18 protein-coding genes are annotated in these 18220 nt (G+C 33.8%); 10 read left to right on the top strand and 8 right to left on the bottom strand.

All coding sequences use genetic code 11. The features are described 5' to 3' along the window. The first annotated feature begins 5 nt into the window (after positions 1-5). The 3 genes from gtfA (at position 6) to HMPREF2642_RS04970 (ending at position 3307) form a co-directional block, all read left to right on the top strand. The gene (gene gtfA, locus HMPREF2642_RS04980; RefSeq protein WP_070597705.1) at positions 6-1514 is read left to right on the top strand and encodes an accessory Sec system glycosyltransferase GtfA; all 1509 of its coding nucleotides are present in this window, start codon (positions 6-8) and stop codon (positions 1512-1514) included. Then, positions 1507-2844: an accessory Sec system glycosylation chaperone GtfB gene (gene gtfB / locus HMPREF2642_RS04975; RefSeq protein ID WP_037550693.1), complete on the top strand. Its 1338-nt coding sequence runs from the start codon at positions 1507-1509 to the stop codon at positions 2842-2844. The genes gtfA and gtfB overlap by 8 nt, the downstream gene beginning before the upstream one ends. Before the next feature lie 103 nt (positions 2845-2947). Further along, the gene (locus HMPREF2642_RS04970) at positions 2948-3307 is read left to right on the top strand and encodes a hypothetical protein (RefSeq protein ID WP_002436374.1); all 360 of its coding nucleotides are present in this window, start codon (positions 2948-2950) and stop codon (positions 3305-3307) included. Positions 3308-3414: 107 nt separating this feature from the next. Here the strand turns inward: HMPREF2642_RS04970 and HMPREF2642_RS04965 are convergent, their stop codons facing one another. Then, positions 3415-3702 (bottom strand): LPXTG cell wall anchor domain-containing protein, encoded by a 288-nt coding sequence (locus HMPREF2642_RS04965; protein WP_227959528.1) that lies wholly within the window; start codon positions 3700-3702, stop codon positions 3415-3417. 476 nt (positions 3703-4178) lie between these two features. Here HMPREF2642_RS04965 and HMPREF2642_RS04960 point away from each other — a divergent pair, with 476 nt between their 5' ends. Together HMPREF2642_RS04960 and HMPREF2642_RS04955 are read left to right on the top strand one after the other, a co-directional pair. Continuing rightward, positions 4179-4526 carry a DUF4064 domain-containing protein gene (locus HMPREF2642_RS04960; RefSeq protein ID WP_002454198.1) on the top strand — a complete coding sequence of 116 codons (348 nt, stop codon included), beginning with the start codon at positions 4179-4181 and terminating at the stop codon, positions 4524-4526. Positions 4527-4814: 288 nt separating this feature from the next. Beyond that, the gene (locus HMPREF2642_RS04955) at positions 4815-5294 is read left to right on the top strand and encodes a peptide-methionine (S)-S-oxide reductase (protein WP_023350966.1); all 480 of its coding nucleotides are present in this window, start codon (positions 4815-4817) and stop codon (positions 5292-5294) included. Positions 5295-5407: 113 nt separating this feature from the next. Here the strand turns inward: HMPREF2642_RS04955 and HMPREF2642_RS04950 are convergent, their stop codons facing one another. Then, positions 5408-5764: a hypothetical protein gene (locus HMPREF2642_RS04950; RefSeq protein ID WP_002436380.1), complete on the bottom strand. Its 357-nt coding sequence runs from the start codon at positions 5762-5764 to the stop codon at positions 5408-5410. 13 nt (positions 5765-5777) lie between these two features. Further along, on the bottom strand, positions 5778-6830 hold the full coding sequence (locus HMPREF2642_RS04945) for an LLM class flavin-dependent oxidoreductase (protein WP_030062696.1): 1053 nt from the start codon (positions 6828-6830) through the stop codon (positions 5778-5780). Positions 6831-7074: 244 nt separating this feature from the next. Between HMPREF2642_RS04945 and HMPREF2642_RS04940 the strand changes: the two genes are divergently transcribed. The 4 genes from HMPREF2642_RS04940 to HMPREF2642_RS04925 all read left to right on the top strand — a co-directional run bounded on the left by HMPREF2642_RS04940 (position 7075) and on the right by HMPREF2642_RS04925 (position 10979). Then, positions 7075-8250 carry an MFS transporter gene (locus HMPREF2642_RS04940; protein WP_030062695.1) on the top strand — a complete coding sequence of 392 codons (1176 nt, stop codon included), beginning with the start codon at positions 7075-7077 and terminating at the stop codon, positions 8248-8250. 162 nt (positions 8251-8412) lie between these two features. Then, complete coding sequence (locus HMPREF2642_RS04935; RefSeq protein WP_070597704.1) at positions 8413-9099, top strand: flavin reductase family protein; 687 nt, start codon at positions 8413-8415, stop codon at positions 9097-9099. A 156-nt stretch (positions 9100-9255) separates the two neighbouring features. After that, the gene (locus tag HMPREF2642_RS04930) at positions 9256-10272 is read left to right on the top strand and encodes an NADP-dependent oxidoreductase (protein WP_037550690.1); all 1017 of its coding nucleotides are present in this window, start codon (positions 9256-9258) and stop codon (positions 10270-10272) included. A 14-nt stretch (positions 10273-10286) separates the two neighbouring features. Next, positions 10287-10979 carry a type 1 glutamine amidotransferase domain-containing protein gene (locus HMPREF2642_RS04925; RefSeq protein ID WP_002454192.1) on the top strand — a complete coding sequence of 231 codons (693 nt, stop codon included), beginning with the start codon at positions 10287-10289 and terminating at the stop codon, positions 10977-10979. A gap of 72 nt (positions 10980-11051) precedes the next feature. Here HMPREF2642_RS04925 and HMPREF2642_RS04920 read toward each other — a convergent pair whose 3' ends face one another. From HMPREF2642_RS04920 to HMPREF2642_RS11720, 4 genes are all read right to left on the bottom strand, one after another. Then, positions 11052-11627, bottom strand: a complete 576-nt coding sequence (locus HMPREF2642_RS04920; RefSeq protein WP_002436365.1) for a TetR/AcrR family transcriptional regulator — start codon at positions 11625-11627, stop codon at positions 11052-11054. Between the two features lie 188 nt (positions 11628-11815). Further along, positions 11816-12790 carry a glycine betaine ABC transporter substrate-binding protein gene (locus HMPREF2642_RS04915; protein WP_002454190.1) on the bottom strand — a complete coding sequence of 325 codons (975 nt, stop codon included), beginning with the start codon at positions 12788-12790 and terminating at the stop codon, positions 11816-11818. A gap of 23 nt (positions 12791-12813) precedes the next feature. Then, positions 12814-15663, bottom strand: coding sequence for an MMPL family transporter (locus HMPREF2642_RS04910; RefSeq protein ID WP_002454189.1), 2850 nt, complete (start codon positions 15661-15663; stop codon positions 12814-12816). Positions 15664-15888: 225 nt separating this feature from the next. Continuing rightward, entirely contained in the window at positions 15889-16065 is a 177-nt protein-coding gene (locus tag HMPREF2642_RS11720) for a hypothetical protein (RefSeq protein WP_162837220.1), read from the bottom strand. A 272-nt stretch (positions 16066-16337) separates the two neighbouring features. Here HMPREF2642_RS11720 and HMPREF2642_RS04905 point away from each other — a divergent pair, with 272 nt between their 5' ends. Continuing rightward, positions 16338-17135, top strand: coding sequence for a hypothetical protein (locus HMPREF2642_RS04905; RefSeq protein WP_030062691.1), 798 nt, complete (start codon positions 16338-16340; stop codon positions 17133-17135). A 105-nt stretch (positions 17136-17240) separates the two neighbouring features. Here HMPREF2642_RS04905 and HMPREF2642_RS04900 read toward each other — a convergent pair whose 3' ends face one another. After that, positions 17241-18140, bottom strand: a complete 900-nt coding sequence (locus HMPREF2642_RS04900) for a LysR family transcriptional regulator (RefSeq protein ID WP_002436383.1) — start codon at positions 18138-18140, stop codon at positions 17241-17243. Positions 18141-18220 lie beyond the last annotated feature (80 nt).

The following is an 18220-nucleotide window of genomic DNA, read 5'->3' as shown; positions in this document are numbered from 1 at the left end:
AAGGCATGACGATTTATAATATAAATTTTGGTATTGGGTGGGCAAGTAGTGGGGTTGAATATGCGCAAGCTTATCGAGCTCAACTGCTTCGTCAACTCAACTATCCAATCAAGTTTGTGTTTTTAGATTTTATTCAATCTGAAAATATTCAAACTCTAACGAGTAATATTGGGTTCAAAGATGATGAAATTATCTGGTTATATCAATACTTCACAGATATTAATATCGCTCCCACTACATATACAGTTAATGATTTAATATCTGAACTTGGTAACGAGGTCTCAAGTTATGAGCGAAATGGGAAAGTATTGAGACTGTATTTAGACAATAATGAGACTTTCGTTACATGCTATTTAAAAAATCCTGAAGAAAACTATGTCGATCGTGCAGAATTTGTAGTGAATGGCATGTTAATTCGTAAAGATTTTTATAGTTATGTGCGTACATTTTCTGAGTATTATGCGCCGTATGATAAGAGAGCTAAACTATATATGCGTCAATTCTATAATGAGGACGGATCAATTGTTTATAAAGAATACATAGATGATGATGCACATGTATATGTATTTGATGATGCACGTTTATATAGTAAAGAAGAATTTATCGCGTATTTTATTCGCAAACTTCACTTAGAAAGCGACGATATTGTCATTATTGATCGCGCTACAGATGTAGGTCAGGCTATTTTACAAAATAAGGGCGACAGCAAAGTGGGTGTAGTTGTCCATGCCGAGCATTATAGTATGAACTCAACTGATGATACACATATTTTATGGAATAATTATTATGAATATCAATTTGAGAATGCAAAATACATTGATTTCTTTATTACAGCAACAGATTTACAAAATAAAATATTAAACGAACAGTTTAAAAATTATACGCATGATTCTCCTAGAATCAGAACGATACCAGTGGGGAGTCTACATCAATTAAGTTATCCGCAAGAACCTAGAATGCCTTTCTCTATAATCACTGCTTCGCGCTTAGCTAGTGAAAAACATGTGGATTGGATAGCTCTAGCGGTAATTAAAGCGAGAAAAGCGCTACCTGAATTAACATTTGATATTTACGGCCATGGTCCTGAACAAGAAAGAATCGAGAAGATAATCCAAGAACATCATGCCCAAGACTATATTCGGTTAAAAGGGCACGTGAACCTTCAAGATGTCTATCGTCATTATCAACTATTTGTTGCTGCTTCTCAAAGCGAAGGCTTCGGTTTGACACTGATGGAAGCAGTAGGTTCAGGGCTAGGCATGATAGGATTTGATGTCAATTATGGTAGTCCGACATTTATTAAAGATGCTCGTAATGGTTACCTTATTCCTATTAACTTGGATAGAGAATCCATCAACGACGTCACAGATCATATGGCGACTAAGATCATCCAATATTTTGAAAATGGCCCCTCACACCCGCACGATGTATCATACGAAATTGCTGAGGAGTTTAAGACAACTCATATAGTTGAAAAATGGAAACAATTAATTAAAGAGGTGCTACATGATTAATTTATTCGAGAATTATGATAGTAATACCCGTGAGTTACATGAATCACTTAAAATAGCTGGCTATCATCCTTTTACAATTGTATTAAATGATGATGGTTTCTTACCAGATGAAGTGACTTCACCTTATCAATACTTTGCAAATTATCAAATCTATGATGATGACAAACCAGCATTTTTTAATGATGTAACTACACCGCCCTTTTGGGAAATAAAAGGAAACGGTACGATGGCTCAAGTCATAGACATGGGCGAGTTGCGAGGTAAAATATTCTATAAAGAATATTATAAAACGAGAGTCGTAAGTTATGTAGAATGGTTAGATAAACACCAACGACTTCGTTCGGTCGATTACTACACAAAAGAAGGATTCAAATACGCTGAAAAGGTCTATGATTTGTCCGGTACACCCATATTAAAAAAATATATGGATAGAAATGGTAAAGAAGTTATATACGAAAACTATGTGACTCAAAATATAGTTTTGGATTACAGAGGGAAGTCTTATTTCTTTGAAACGACGAAAGAATTTATAGCATTTTATTTAAATGAACTAAATATTGATTATAAACAAGTCGTTATTAATTCCCTTTCAACACCGTTTATTACGCTTTATCATCAATCTATTGCACAACAAGTCGTGTTATTTTGGCAAGAACAGTCTCAAGGGCATGTCCCGGGAAATATGAAATTAATGTTTGAGCCAAATAATTTCAGCCAGTTTTCAGTAATTATTCCTGAAAGAGAAGAGTATCAAATGATTACTAATCAACTGAATTCAACTGAAAATCAATTCGTATATCCCTCTGGGTACTTATATAGTAAAAAGAAAGAAAATCAATTATCAAAAAATATTTTAATTCTAACTAATTCCGATCAAATTCCGCATTTAGAGGCATTAATACAACGTCATGATGATTTTAACTTTCACATTGGTGCAGTGACAGAAATGTCTACTGTACTTACAAGCCTAGAACATTATCCGAATGCGAAACTTTATCCGACAATTAAAAGAGATATGGTAGAGGAACTTTATCAACGATGCGATATTTATCTAGATATTAATGAAGGTGGGGAAATATTGAATGCTGTTAGAACAGCATTTGATTATAATTTACTCATACTTGGGTATAAAGAGACTGCACACCATTTAACTATAACTTCACCATCACACTTATTTTCAGCTGAAAATGTTGCAGAATTGAGCCGAGTACTTACTGAGGTAGGTTCTAATAAAGATATATTTAAAGATAAACTTGATCAACAGTCGTCTCACGCGAATGAAATCTCGGTTTCAACATTTAAGACGGCACTCAATCAAGCATTGAATTAAAAATGCTAAGTATTACGTTGTTAAACTTACAGAGTTGTAATTTTAAGCATTATATCTTAAATTGTGTGCAATGATATGTTTAGATATAACTGAGGTGAAAAAAATGAACAATTTTGATGAAAGATATGATGAAAGACATAATGAAAAAGCTAATAATGTATTAGGCGCTTTAAGTTATCTTAGTGTGTTTTTTGCACCTGTGTTATTCCCACTCGTTGTATGGATTATAGCGAAACCCCCAGGTTCTACTCATTCTAGAAATGCTTTATTTAATCATATTTTCACTTGGGTATTTGTAGCTATTGGATTGTTAAGCCTTATGATTATTCCAGCGTTATTTGATAGCGCGCATTCTGGAATAGGAATAACAATTGCATTTATCGTTGCAGCAATTTTCTTTATATGGGCAATTGTCCTATTCTTTACAAATATAATTAGAGGTATTAAATTACTCATTATTTAATGTATGTAAGAAGAGTTGGAGCGTTTAGTTCCAACTCTTTTTTTATGTAATTTAAAAGAGCTTGTCGATGATCAATCGAAAAGCCCATTTTTTAAATAAAATAGTTATTATTTTCTAGCAGAAATCTTTTTATGAATCAAAATAACTAACCCCAAAACGAGCGCTATAATTCCTGCCATAACAGGAGAATGAGATATAGATTTACCTGTTTCAGGAAGTGTGGATTTTGATGTCGTTTGATAAATAGGATGTTTATGTTCTACTGCGTTGGATTTAAAAAAATATGGCTCTGAACTGGCATCTTTTGAATCATCTTTTAATGAATGTAGTTGTAATTGATTCATTGTTTGATTCTCATTAGGAGTTGCAGCAGATACTGGTTGATTGCATACCACAAGAAAAGCGAGAGTAATTAAGACACTACCAATAGTGCAAGCGACAAATTTTTGAGTCAAAATAATCTCTCCTTTAAAATTTAAAATCTATACATTAGAGAAATATAATAAAAGTCTCCCAAGAAGCATTGTTTAAAGTACAACAAATTTACAAATCATTCACGTTCTCTATGTATAATAAATAAGATATCACAAGCTATTTATGAACTCCTGTGTATGAGATATCAAATCTATGACAAAATTGTCACTTTGATATTTATAGTAATATTTAAGATTTTTGAAATTATACAAAATATACAAAAATGTAGATTAGAAGAAAACAATATTGATTTTACAAGATAATATAATAAAATAAAAAGGTGGGCATACTTTAATGTATTGCAACGCATATGTTAATAAGTATCGCATAAAGAATTTAGTCTTATATATAATCCTTATTAACTATTTTTAATTTAATTAATAAAGGAGGGAAAATTATGAATGAAATGCAAAAAGTTAAACCTACAAATCGAGTTGCTGAAATGGTGTTAGGGATCATGGGTAGTATATTTGGTATATTAGGTGGTTTGTTCGCTATTATGCTCCAAGGTGTTAGTTCTCAACTTGATACTGATGGTGGCAATGTAGGTGGATTAGGCGTAGCTGTAATTATTACTTGCATTATAACTCTTATTTTAAGTTGTATTATTAACAAAAAAAGAGTTTTAATTGGTGTGCTTTTAATCATTGGTGGGATCCTAAACTTTATTTTTATTAGTTTTTTTGGAATTCTTTCAGGAATCTTGATTTTAGTAGCAGGTATACTAGCGTTGGTAAGAAAATAAATCGGTTAATAAAAATTGACTTTAATTTCTTAATAACATAACAAGTGCATTATTTTACAAGGATTCGCGATATAAATTTGTGAGTAATTGAAATAATGATAATTAAATTTTACTAAATAATAACCTCTATATTGTTAACAACGATATGGAGGTTTATTTTATTTATATATTAATATAGCAATGGCAAGTCACTTTGGAGTATGCAGTCAATCAAATGGCAACACATTTTTTTATATCATTTGTTATTTAATCTTAGTTAAATGCTACAATGTATACGAGGTGATAGAGTTGGACATCGTATATCTTGCAGGCGGATGTTTATGGGGTACAGAAGCCTTTTTTAAAACGATACCTGGCGTGATTAATACTGAGGCAGGAAGAGTTAATGGAACTACAAATAACTTAGATGGCCCGTACGACGGGTATGCAGAATGTGTAAAAGTTGAATTTAACTCAAATCAAGTAACCATTAAAGAGTTAATGAGTTATCTCTTTGAAATGATAGATCCATATAGCTTGAATAAACAAGGACAAGATGTAGGTGAAAAATATCGTACCGGTATATATAGTGATGATTCTAATCACTTAAATGAAGCTCGCGATTTTATTGATAGTAGATCAGACGCACAACGAATTATGGTGGAAGTTAAACCATTATTAAACTATGTGAAAAGTGCTGAAGAACATCAAGATCATCTTGATAGGCATCCTGAAGATCAATATCTTTGTCATGTTCCTGAATCACTTTTAAATAAATATAAAAAGTAAATTTATTAACTAAAGTATCAAGAAGATACGTAAAATGCATTTAGAGTTATGAAGAAGTATTTAAATAATAAATAAGACTCCCCGCCGATGCGGAGAGTCTTAATTTTTAACTCTTATCTTTTAGAAGTGAAAGTATCTAATAAGCTTAAAGTAGCTAAACCTAGTAAATCAAGGGCATGTTGAGCACCTTTTTTACCGTGGCCAGCTTCAAAGTGTTTATAAGTTGCAACACCTAATACTGAAATAGTAGCAAGTGAACCTAGACGTGAGATGTTTTTGTTTAAGAAACTTGCAGCGAATAATGCAGCTGCAGTAGCTTCAACACCACCCGCTACTTTAACTGAACTAGCTGGTAAACCGAATGTGTTAGTGAAAGTATCTACCATACCTTGGTCACCTTGTAATTTTGGTTTGCTTGCATTGTATAATTCTTTAGCAAGTTTTAAATTTGTAGCATAACGTAAAATCATAAAATATTTCCTCCTATTTATCTTCAAAATATTTATCTACTATAGGTTTAACCCTTTCCCCAAAAAGACGAATTGAATTCATCACATACTCATGTGGCATAGAACCTACAGGCGTATGAATCATAAAGCGATTAATACCTAGAGTTTCAATTGTATCAATAATCTTTTGTGCAACTGTTTCAGGGCTACCTAAGTAGATAGCACCATGACTGCCTATTTCTCTTTCGAATGCATTCTCATCGAAAGCTGGCCAACCTCTTTCTTTACCTATAATATCTTGATGTGCTTTAAGTGAAGGGAAGAATTCTCGTTTAGCTTGCTCATCTGTTTCAGCTACATAACCCCATGAGTGTACACCAATAGGTAATTTTGAAGGATCATGTCCGTAAGATAACGCAATTGATTTGTATATTTCAATATTACGTGCAAATCGTCTAGGATTTCCCCCAATGATAGCATACGTAATAGGTAAGCCAAACGCACCAGCTCTGAGTGATGATTCAGGCGTACCACCTGTAGCAATCCATATAGGTAATTCGCCATTTTCTACTCGTGGGTAAATGCCAGTGTATTCTAAACTTGGTCTTAATTTACCTTCCCAACTTATGATTTCATGTTTGTTGATTTTAAGCAACATTTGAAGTTTTTCATTAAATAGATCTTCATAGTCATTTAAATTATAACCGAATAGAGGGAAAGATTCGATAAATGAACCTCGACCAATCATGATTTCAGCTCGGCCATTAGATACAGCATCTAAAGTCGAAAATCTCTCATATACTCTAACCGGATCATCAGAAGATAAGACCGTAACAGCAGATGATAATTTAATGTGCTGTGTTCTTGCAGCTGCAGCGCCTAAAACTGTTACGGGATCAGAAACTGCATAGTCTTTTCTGTGATGTTCGCCTAAACCATAGATATCTAAACCAAGTTGATCGGCGAGTTCAATTTCTTCGACAATATTTCGAATTCGTTGTGCATGACTAATAGATTCATGCTTGCCATCAGGCATAACAATATCGCTATTCTCAGCAAAAGATGTTAATCCCAATTCTATTTTCATCACTCACACCTCCTAGTATATTTTTTATACTAGGTATATATTAAGCTTACACTTTTACTATGTCAATATAAAAGTTTCCTTATTATAAAAAATAATATTGAGCATCATATGCATCATTATAGACTTCAGCTAATTTATCTTTAATATAGGTAATATTCACCAATTAAATCTCCCCTTTAGAATTTAAAATCAAACTGGCATAATAGTAACGTTGACTAAAAATTTGAAAGGAGTATGAAGATGAATGGAAGACAGTAGAAACTATAATCTCATCACGACAATTATGTTTATTTCAGGAATTATCGTGATGGGTAGTTTATACACAGCATTGCCTTTAACCGCAGCTTTTGCAGAAGACTTTCATGTTCCTCAATCAGTAGCAACATTGAATGGTGTTGTTTTCTCACTCACTTATTCAATAAGTTGTCTTTTCTACGGCACCATCTCTGAAAAGTTCGGCAGAATAAAAACGATACTGATGGGTATTAGCGCGCTAGTCATCATTTGCTTAATCATAGGATTCGTACATTCATTTATGCTTTTACTTATCATGCGCGCATTGCAAGGTATCTTCGCTGCAGCATTCTCTCCAGTAGCGATTACGTACACAACTGAAACATATCCTCCAGTCAAACGAATTACAGCAATCAGCTTTATTAGTACAAGTTTTATGTTATCAGGTGTACTCGGTCAAAATATGAGTGAAATAGTAGTCAGTTATCTCAATTGGCATTGGGTTTATTTTATCTTAACGATATTATATTTAACACTGACATTTATTATTTATAAACATGTGCCAGAAAGCCCTAATAAAAAGCCAGATCTAAAACTACTTAATTTCTTCAATAACTTTAAAGACTTTGGTCAAAATCTTAAAGTATTGTATTGCTTATTTATTTCTCTTACGCTACTCATTATGTTTATTAGTATGTATAGTATCTTGAATTCATATATAACCTCTAATAAAGTTGGTGGGGATATGTCAGTTGCATCAGTCGTAAAATTATTTGGTGTGATAGGAATGTTTTTATCATTATTAGCAGGACGTTTGAGTGGTCGATTAGGTACGAAACGTGTCCTAACTTTAGCGCTCTCTACATGCGTGGTATCACTTATACTCATGGGAACTTTCACGAACATTGTACTCATCACTATTTTTAGTGTGACATTTGTAGCAGGTATTGCATTTGCTATACCTACAGTGATTTCTAAAGTGGGGGTTGTGGTGAACAGTAATCAAGGTTTCTTTTTATCAGTTAATACAGTGATTTTATTCTTAGGAACGGCTATTGCACCAATTTTAATGATTTATGTTAAGCAAATTCCTAATTTCTTCTTAGAGTTTGTAACTATTGCAATAATAGGTGTTCTAGCAGTTATCGTTTCTATATTTATGCCGAATGACCATTATGTGAATTAATTTTGTAGGAAAATGACTCAACATTTCATAGTTATAGAGTATAAGAAAATGATTTGTTTATAGTATGAAGCTATAGATAAATCATTTTTTAATATTAGACGTTAAGCGACAATGTCATGTAGTCTGAATATAACAACATTAAAACAATTGGGGTGGAGTCAATTGAATTATTCTCCAAAGCAAGGCACGAGAAGTCACGGGTTACCGCATGACCCATTTAAAAGTAGTACCGTACCAAGACCTATCGGTTGGATTTCGACAGTATCTAAAGATGGTGAAGATAATTTAGCACCTTATAGTCAATATCAAAATTTAACATGGGATCCACCGATGGTTATGTTCGCAGCTAATCAATCTGTATTAGGTAATCATGAACGGAAAGATACAGTAAAGAACGCTGAAGAAACAGGTTGGTTTGTATGGAATATGGCTACATATGACTTACGTGAAGCGGTTAATCTTTCTTCGAAGGCTTTACCACCTGAAGAAGATGAATTTGAATTCGCCGGAGTTACAAAAGAAGGATGTATTGAAGCGCCTGGATATAGAGTTAAAGAATCACCAATACACTTTGAATGTGAATATGTTCAGACAGTACGTATACCAACAGGTGATCCTGTATCAACTGTGGATATTGTTATAGGACGTGTGGCACAAGTCCATATCGATGACAAAGTCATTCTCGATAATGGTAAATTAGACATTCAATCCATTCGACCTATCGCACGTTTAGGATATTATGACTATACAGTAGTGGACGAAATCTTTGAGATGAAAGCACCAGCTGCTACTAAAGAAGAATTAGCTGGATTAGAAGGCCGAAATTTTGATAATAAAACGGAAGAGTAAATTTAAAATATTAGGATGCATGACGCTCTCAGGAGTGGCATGCATTTTTCTTGTAATGAATACAAATGCACTTTACACTTGATGAAACTTAAATTTATCAGACGCACAATCTTTTAGGAATTAAATGAAATTTACATTTAAAGAGGGGCGAAAAAGATGAAAACAGATATGCAAGCAATGGTCATCCATCATTATGGTAAAGGACCTGTATCACTTGAAAGAATGCCATTACCAAGTATGAGTCCTTACGAAGTTCGTGTAAAAATTAAAGCAGCAAGCATTAATCCCATCGATTTTAAAATTCGTGATGGTGGGCTTAAAATGTTATTAACATATCAATTTCCACTCATTTTAGGCAATGACTTTGCTGGTGAAGTGTATGAAGTAGGAGACAAAGTCACTCAATTTAAGGTAGGGGACAAAGTTTATGGTCGTCCACGAAAATCTAAAATTGGTACATTTGCTGAATATATTTCAGTTAATGCAGAAGAAATCGCGCCAATGCCTAAAGGATTATCGTATGAAGAAGCGGCGAGTATACCTTTAGTGGGCTTAACAGCGTATCAGGCAATCAATGAAGTTATTCAAGCGCAACCAGGGGACAAAGTACTTATTCAAGCTGGATCTGGCGGTGTTGGAAGTTTTGCAATCCAATACGCGAAAGCTAAAGGACTCTATGTTGCAACAACGGGAAGCGATAGTGGTAAAGAACTCATTGAGTCACTCAATCCAGATGAATTTATTAATTATAAAGAACAAGACTTCTCAGAGGTACTCAAAGACTTCGACGGTGTATTTGATACGCTTGGAGGAGAGAACCTCGAGAAATCGTTCCAAATTCTTAAGCCACAAGGCATCATCGCGTCCATTTCAGGACTGCCAACTGAACGTAATGCACGAAAATTAGATAAAAGTATCTTTAAACGTGGCATACTCAAAGCAGCTTCATATAAATATCAACGTTTAGCTAAAAAATACGATGTTCAATATGAATTCCTGTTTATGCATCCAAGTGGTCAACAATTAAGAGAAATCACAGAACTCATTGAAGTTGGAAAAATTAAACCTATTATTGGTAAAGTATATGACTTTAAAGAAACACAAAAAGCTTTAGAATACTCTGAGAGCGGCAGAGCTAAAGGTAAAATTATTGTGAAGATGGAAGATGAATAAAAGAGGTGAAACAAATGAAGAAAATAATGATTGTTAATACAAGTACAGAGTACTTCGGTAATACGGAAACGCCCACGGGTCTTTGGCTAAGTGAACTTGTTCATTTCTATGATGCTTTCAAAGATACGAATGTAGATATTGATTTATTCAACATCACAGGAGGCAATACACCTATTGACCCAGTGAGCCTTAGTCCATTTATGTTAGACAATACTACAAAGGCATATTATAACAATGAGCATTTCATGGATATGTTGAAATATTCTCAACCTATCAGCGAAGCTCAACCTGATAAATATGATGCTGTATATTTCACTGGGGGTCACGGTGTCATGTATGATTTCCCGGAAAATAAATTTATACAAAGTGCAGTGAACACGATATATGAGCAAGGTGGTATTGTGTCAGCAGTCTGTCATGGTGTTGCTGCGTTGCTAAACGTTAAAGATGCAGGAGGCACATTTCTCCTACAGAATAAAAATGTGACTGGTTTTTCAAATGTTGAAGAAGTACTAGCTAAACGAGATACAATGATTCCATTTCATTTACAAAATGAAATCAAACACCGTGGTGCCAGCTATCATTTCGGACGTGTGCCTTTTACATCTACACTTGAAGTCGACGATCGAATCATTACAGGACAAAACCCTCAGTCTCCATCACAAGTTGCTGAAGCAGTTAAAAAAACAACTCTTATCCTAAATTAAATCAAAAGCACGTATCTTTTACTTTTGTGAGCAGGTAAGTAGGAGATACGTGCTTTTTTAAAATTTATTCATTTATGAATTTTTACAACCGTTTAGAGAACTTTCTAGTGTTGCATTTAATGTTTCAAAGATTTCATCAACAGAATAATTGTAATCATTTTCAACCCAGCGTCTTAAAACTTCTATGACGCCACTACTATAGAAGTCAGCTAAAATTTCAGGGTGCTTACTTTCTCGAATTTTAAGTGCTAGTGGATCGTTGTGATTATTTTTTGAACCATACAACATCATTTCGCGACTTGCATGTGTCAGACTTCTAAATACATCTACTTGCCTTGAAGATACGAGCAAGTGTTTGAAAACAGTTTTATGTTGTTCTATATAATAAATAAACGCTTTAAATGACTCAGCGGTATCAATAGAGTGCTCTGTATTTGGATCACCCATGATTTCGCCTGTCATATACGGAGGTAATGAATAGAGTAGGTCATATTTATCTTGAAAATAACGATAAAAGGTACTGCGATTAATTTCAGCTACTTCACATATCTTTTGTACAGTAATTTCATCAAAGTGATAATCATATAACAGTTCAAAAACAGTTTTATTGATATGTCGAATCATACGTTTTTGCGTTGATGTAGGCATACACATTTCTCCTCTATATTTCTTCTCAAAGGATACTTCATGACTTAGAATATACGTTAATTTATCATAAGTAGCGTGTTTTTACCAAATATAACTCCTGATGATTATCATTTTAAGATAAGTGAACAAAGAAAAACCCCTTCACTGTCATTCAATGTGAAGGGGTTAATGATACTATCGATTTTTAGTTAGTGATCAATACCTTTTAACCATTTATCGACTTTAGTATCATGATTATCTACATAATCTTTAGCAACGTCTTCAGGGTTTTTATTATCTTTGAAGATTTTTTTCGCTAATTTTTCTTCATCATCTTTGCTCCAATTATCGGAAATACGTGTTGCAATCGTATATGCAGCAGGATGATCATCTTTGAAATTTTTATTAAACACTAGGTTAATATGTTCATCATCTTTACCGTAAATCTTCTCAGGATCTTTCAACATTTTAATATCAAGTTCCTTAGAGAACCAACTTGGTTCCATAGCAGTAAAGACGATAGGTTTTTGTTGTTTATAAGCTTTTTGAATCGTTTTAAATTGATCTTGGTCAGATGACTCTTTAAGACTATATTTGTCTAATTGACCATCATCTAATTCACTTTTAGTTTGTTTCATAACACCATTTCTAGCATCTGTACCTTGTATTGTCCAATCGACAGATTTACCAAAGCTGTTACTACTATTGCCAGTATTACTACTAGTAGTAGATTTCTTGCTATTTAAGTCTGAAATTGAATCAATATCCTGTTCATACTTAGGAACAGCTAAGCCAACTTTAACATTATCAACTAAATTCTTCTTATCATAAACAGTTAAATTACTTTTAAATTTATTGTAAAAGCTTTTATCTGTTGAAGGGAAGATACCTGATGCGTGGAATGAGTCAGAGTCTTGAGATACTGACGCATATAATGGACCACTCGCTTGTACTGGCGTAGTAGTAACATTGTATCCAGCTTTTTTAAGGACTTCCGCAATAACTAATGAACGTGGTGTAGAATTATCGCTTGCAATATAAGGGATATTAACATCTTTCTTACCTAGTGACGTATTTCCGCCACTCGATGATCCATTGCCACCATTACCACACGCACTTAGCACAATTGCTAAGGCGAGTGTGGCAAGTAGTCCTAAAACTTTGAAACTACTTTTCTTGAACATTCGGCGTTTCCTCCTTTGTGATTTTACTCTCTCTCATCTTCATTATCATGTCTGCGAGGTGCACGACGCGCATAGTCATCATATAAATCTTTGTTATTTTCACGTGCATATAACATTAATGCGTTAAATAACATATCTTGATCGTTAGTTTCGCGAGACAATTGTTTAAATAAATCAGTTGTACGAGACTCACTATCAGAACGTTGCGCATGATCTCTATAATGACGTTCTTCGTATCGGCCATCCTCGTATCGAGATTGAGGGTCATCATATCTTTCCTCACGATGAGGTTGACGTTCATATCTGTTTCTTTCGCCTTCACTACGGTAATGATTACCTTGTTGTGTGTAGAGAGATTCATAATCTACATGCTCACGTCGTTGACGAGATGGTTCATCTACATTTGATTCTCTCTCATCTTGTCTATATTGTGATCTACGATATTGTGAGTCATTTTCCGGAAAATGATCTTCCCCATAGCCACGACGGTCATCATCTAGACGAACGTAGCGAGGATAGTCCTCTTTATCATTATTGCCATAGCGATCACGATTGAAATAGCGCTCGCGGTCATCATAACGTCTATGTCTCTCATCATGTGCATCACGTTTGTCATAAGCCTGACCATGACGACGTGTATATTCTTGGTCATCATAATAAATGTCTTCATCACGATTACGACGGTTATAGCGATGTGCTTCATTCGTAGAAGTATTCGTGTTTGAATGACCTTCTTCTAAAGCTTTACCTTCGATATCAATCTTAGGTAAGATACCGCCTAACCATTTAGGGATATACCAAGAACCTTTACCAAATAATTTAGTAAGTGCTGGAATTAAAGTCATGCGTACAACGAATGCATCGAAAAGAACGCCGAATGCGAGTGAAATACCCATGGATTTAATCGCTGAATCTTCTTGGAAGACAAAGGCGATAAACACACTGAACATAATGAGTGCTGCTGCAACGATGACTGGACCACTTTCTTTGATACCTACACGGATAGAATGATCGTTGTCACCCGTTTTACTATACTCTTCATGTACACGTGTCATTAAGAAGAGTTCATAGTCAATGGCAAGTCCGAAGAGTAAGCCAATGGTGATGACTGGTAGGAATGCTAATAAAGGACCCGTATTTTCTACACCGAATAGGCTACCTAAGAAGCCATCTTGCATCACGAGTGTCGTAAATCCAAGTGTTGCTAGTAGTGATAATACGAAGCCGAGTACAGCTTTTAATGGTACTAGGATTGAACGGAATACAAATACTAGTAGCACAAATGCTAAGAGTACAATAACGCCAGCAAATACTGGGATAGCTTCATTAAGTTTTTCTGACATATCAATGTTAATTACACTTTGTCCTGAAATCTCTGTATTAAAGTCATATTTCTCTTTAGCAGTTTTATTATAATCACGTAAATCATAAACTAAATTATTTGTAGACTGTGCATTTGGACCATCTTCAGGAATGATAGAAATCAATGCATAGTGATTATTATCATTCAATTGTGGTGATGCCACTTTATCTACATTATCCATATCCTTAATATCATCTCTAATATTATTTAGATCTTGTTGAATATCTTTCTTGCTTCCGCCGTCTTTCGTGTTTACTAACATAACGATTTGACCATTATAACCGGCACCAAAGTTATCAGTAATTAAGTTATAAGCTTTGTGTGCTGATGTATTGTTAGCTTTAAGACTATCGTCAGGGATACCTAAACGCATACCACTCACTGGAAGGGCAGCTGCAATTAAGATAAGTAAACTAATAATAATAGCAATAATTGGTTTACCTACAACAAATTTAGCCCATGGATGATTTTTAGGATCTTTATTCTTTTCAGGTTTATCTTTAATCTTAATACGTTTATGGAACACGCTAATAAGTGCAGGTAAGAGTGTTAACGCAGCAAGGACAGCGAATAATACACTAATTGCTGATGCGAATCCCATAATAGCTAAGAAATCAATGCCAACTAGTGATAAACCACAAACTGCAATCATTACGGTCACACCGGCGAAGATAACGGCACTACCTGCAGTACCAACTGCTGTCGCAATAGCTTCGACAGGCTCTAGACCGCGTTTACGAACTTCCTTATATCTAAAGAGTATAAATAGAGAGTAGTCTATTCCAACGGCTAAACCTATCATTACAGCTAGAGTCAGTGTGAAGTTTGGAATATCGAATATAAATGTTAATAGAGCGATGATTCCAACACTGGAGCCTAGTCCGATGAGTGCACTGACAATTGGCATACCAGCTGCAATTAATGAGCCGAATGTAATCAGTAGAATGATGAAGGCAGTGACAATACCTACAAGTTCTGAAGAACCACCTACTTCAGAATTCATTGAGCCACCTTGAGTTTGCTCAATTTTAAGATTATGATCTGCTTTTACATCATCTAATTCTCTATCGATAATTTTCTTAGAAGAATCTTGCAACGCTGTTTGGTTAACGACATAGTTAACTGTTGCGATTGCAGTATCTTTATCATCATTAACTTGATGAGAATCATAAGGGTTACTTACGTTTTGTACGTAATCATCATCTTGTTTGATATTATCAAGTGCTTTTTCAATATCTTTCTTAGTATCTTTGTCTGTAATACCATTCTTCTTATCGGAATGGAAGACAATCTTCATCGAGGCTTTTTGACTATCCTGATGAAATTCTTTAGTGATTTTATCATTTGTATCTAATGATTTTAGACCATTCATTGTGATGTCATCATCAAACTTAGGTGAGTTAATCATTAGCGGGGTGATAATAACGCCTAGAACGATTAACCATGCAAGGATACTCACCCATTTGTTCTTAGCAATGAATTTGCCCAATTTGTATAAAAGTTTTGCCAAGACATTTCCTCCTATTTGTATATTATTTTGCAACAGAGCATGGAATTCTTAATAATTTTAACGCGATTTGGAGGCATTAAAATTAAGGTGCTTGTAAGTTACATATACTAATTTAACAATTTCCCAACGCTCTAAACACCACTAATTTGAGTAAGACGTTGAAAAATGCAACAGATAGTCAGAATTGTTGTTACTTTTTTAGAAAATGATTAAGCAATAAGATATTTAGAGTGAAGCATTAACAAAATGCCCAATTAAACAAAGCGTTCCTATTAAGAGTAAGCACAAACCTGGTACATAAATTTTCTCTCTTAAATCAAATGATTCAGCTTTAGACACGATTCTACTCACTAAAATAAGTAATAGACCAATTATCATAAAAATAATGGAAGTTGTTAACATACATCGTCCTCCTACAGTATCTCGTTGTCGCCTAGTTCCGGATATATATAATGAAGAAATAGATTATGAAGTTACTTTCATATTCCCTTTTAATCTTGAAATATCTAATGTGATAGGAGAATATTTTTAACAAACTGTGAAATATAGTAGTGAGAATATAAACTTTATAAAAGTATATATTCAAAAACTTTATAAAAATTTATTATCTATTTATTTTAATGTCATGTTTGCTACATAAACATCGTTTATGTTGAAAGTGGAGGTGGGAGCGAATGACAAGTTCATTAATTAAAGTTGGAATGGTTACAACAGCAATTTTACTTGGTAGCGGAGTAACGCATAATGCGCAAGCTGAGACAAATCAACCAGATCAATATGAAGTTAAAGTATATGCAGATAGTCATAAAATAGTAAAAGACAATCGCCATATTAAGCACAGTGTCTTAGAAGATTTAGGTTCAGAAGACAAAGATGAAGACTTTCAAGTTCAATATTTAGATGATGCCAACCGTACGAATTATCAAAACAACGTCACTTATCGTATACGCAAATCTGAAGATGATAGTAAACATAAACTGCAGTATAAAAAGAGATATGCTATTTCTAATCATGATGTGTCTAGCGCCATTCAACAAGCAAAAGCAGATGGCTATAATGGAGATGAGTACGAAGTAGAATATGGTGAAGGTAAAGAAACATTAAGCGTGACAAAAGAAGCAAAAGAAAAACTAGGTTCAGGAAGTTTAGCTATGCCTAATGCTCAAGATAGTTTAAAGATTTTAAAGACTCATGCTGAACAACCTTATAGTGATGCATTAGATAAAATCAAACAACCTCATTTAATTGGACCGGTCCATTTTGAACGACATAAAGGTCATATTGATGGTAATGAAGTGAAGATCGAAAACTGGGATATTAAAGATCAAAATGTTGTAGAAATCTCCTCTAAAGTTACCAATGAAGCGGAAGCGAAAAAAGTTCAAAGTGCTATCATTAAGAGGTTAGATCAATTAGGAATTCATGAGAAGAAAGATCAACTTAAAACCAATCTGATATTTGAAAATTACTAAGAATTAAATGTTACTTCCATGAAAGTAGGGAAGTGAGTTGAGACAAAGTTAGGTTCAATTTCTACTTTGTGTTTCAAACACTTCCTGCTTTTTATTTTACGTTATCTACGTACGTTGATTTGGAGCTTCCCCGAAATTTACATTGTATATGAGTGAGATAAAATTCTGTATAACTGGAGTTAAATACATATCATCACGGTAAACTATTGATATGTATCGAGGTCTGGGTCCATTAGGTAGCTTTTTACTTACGATGTCTTGACGATGTTGAATTGCACTATGACTAATTAAACTTAAATAATGAGAATGTTTAATCGTTTCTAAAATACTACTCAAACTATTCGATTGCATACGTGCACGAAGTTGTACTAAATTATCACGACGCCACTCATCAATACTTTCTCTGGTAGATCCTCCACTATGTATAACAAAATCATAGTATTCTAAATCCTTCATAGTTAACGCTTCTTTATGAGCTAGTGGATGTTCTTTGTCCATAGCTATCATTAATTCATTTTCCATAAAACGTTTTACCTTTAAATCATTCTCGTAAAAGGCATTTTCAGAAATGACAGCTAACTCAATTTCTCTACTTCTCAATTTATCAATGATATGAGGCGCTGTATCTACTGTTAAATCAATTTGTATATTTGGATGATTATTCATATAACTTTTAAAGGCTTCTGGCAAAATGTGGTAAACAGGCGCATGGCTTGCACCAATTTTTAAAGTTCCTCGCTTAGAAGCTTTGAAGTCTGACATGACATCATTTGTTTCCTGCATTAAATTTAATAATTTAGTTGTATTTCGATATAACAATTCCCCAGCTTCAGTTAATTTAAAATGCTTTCCTTTTTTGTAATATAAAGGAATACCATAATATTTATTTAAATTTTTTAAATGAAATGTCACGGTCGGTTGAGTAATATTCATTGATTCAGCTACCGCATTTTCATTTTGAAATTCAACAAACTGCTTAAATATCATCATCTGCTTTGTATTCAAAGCATGTCACCTCCCAAATATAAATTTTCTCTATACATTTATACATATTACATATAATTTTTTGAGTTAGCGTTAACATT

Source organism: Staphylococcus sp. HMSC055A09 (genome assembly GCF_001809655.1).
Taxonomy (GTDB): domain Bacteria; phylum Bacillota; class Bacilli; order Staphylococcales; family Staphylococcaceae; genus Staphylococcus; species Staphylococcus capitis.
The sequence above is the reverse complement of the archived record's forward strand: the minus strand, read 5'-3'. Positions and strand labels throughout refer to the sequence as shown.

Excerpts from the sequence above, each read along its gene's own strand:
- gtfA (WP_070597705.1), top strand. The coding sequence starts at position 6 with ATGACGATTTATAATATAAATTTTGGTATTGGGTGGGCAAGTAGTGGG.
- HMPREF2642_RS04940 (WP_030062695.1), top strand. The coding sequence starts at position 7,075 with ATGGAAGACAGTAGAAACTATAATCTCATCACGACAATTATGTTTATT.
- gtfB (WP_037550693.1), top strand. The coding sequence starts at position 1,507 with ATGATTAATTTATTCGAGAATTATGATAGTAATACCCGTGAGTTACAT.
- HMPREF2642_RS04950 (WP_002436380.1), bottom strand. The coding sequence starts at position 5,764 with ATGATTTTACGTTATGCTACAAATTTAAAACTTGCTAAAGAATTATAC.
- HMPREF2642_RS04905 (WP_030062691.1), top strand. The coding sequence starts at position 16,338 with ATGACAAGTTCATTAATTAAAGTTGGAATGGTTACAACAGCAATTTTA.
- HMPREF2642_RS04915 (WP_002454190.1), bottom strand. The coding sequence starts at position 12,790 with ATGTTCAAGAAAAGTAGTTTCAAAGTTTTAGGACTACTTGCCACACTC.
- HMPREF2642_RS04920 (WP_002436365.1), bottom strand. The coding sequence starts at position 11,627 with ATGCCTACATCAACGCAAAAACGTATGATTCGACATATCAATAAAACT.
- HMPREF2642_RS04945 (WP_030062696.1), bottom strand. The coding sequence starts at position 6,830 with ATGAAAATAGAATTGGGATTAACATCTTTTGCTGAGAATAGCGATATT.
- HMPREF2642_RS11720 (WP_162837220.1), bottom strand. The coding sequence starts at position 16,065 with ATGTTAACAACTTCCATTATTTTTATGATAATTGGTCTATTACTTATT.
- HMPREF2642_RS04930 (WP_037550690.1), top strand. The coding sequence starts at position 9,256 with ATGAAAACAGATATGCAAGCAATGGTCATCCATCATTATGGTAAAGGA.
- HMPREF2642_RS04970 (WP_002436374.1), top strand. The coding sequence starts at position 2,948 with ATGAACAATTTTGATGAAAGATATGATGAAAGACATAATGAAAAAGCT.
- HMPREF2642_RS04925 (WP_002454192.1), top strand. The coding sequence starts at position 10,287 with ATGAAGAAAATAATGATTGTTAATACAAGTACAGAGTACTTCGGTAAT.
- HMPREF2642_RS04960 (WP_002454198.1), top strand. The coding sequence starts at position 4,179 with ATGAATGAAATGCAAAAAGTTAAACCTACAAATCGAGTTGCTGAAATG.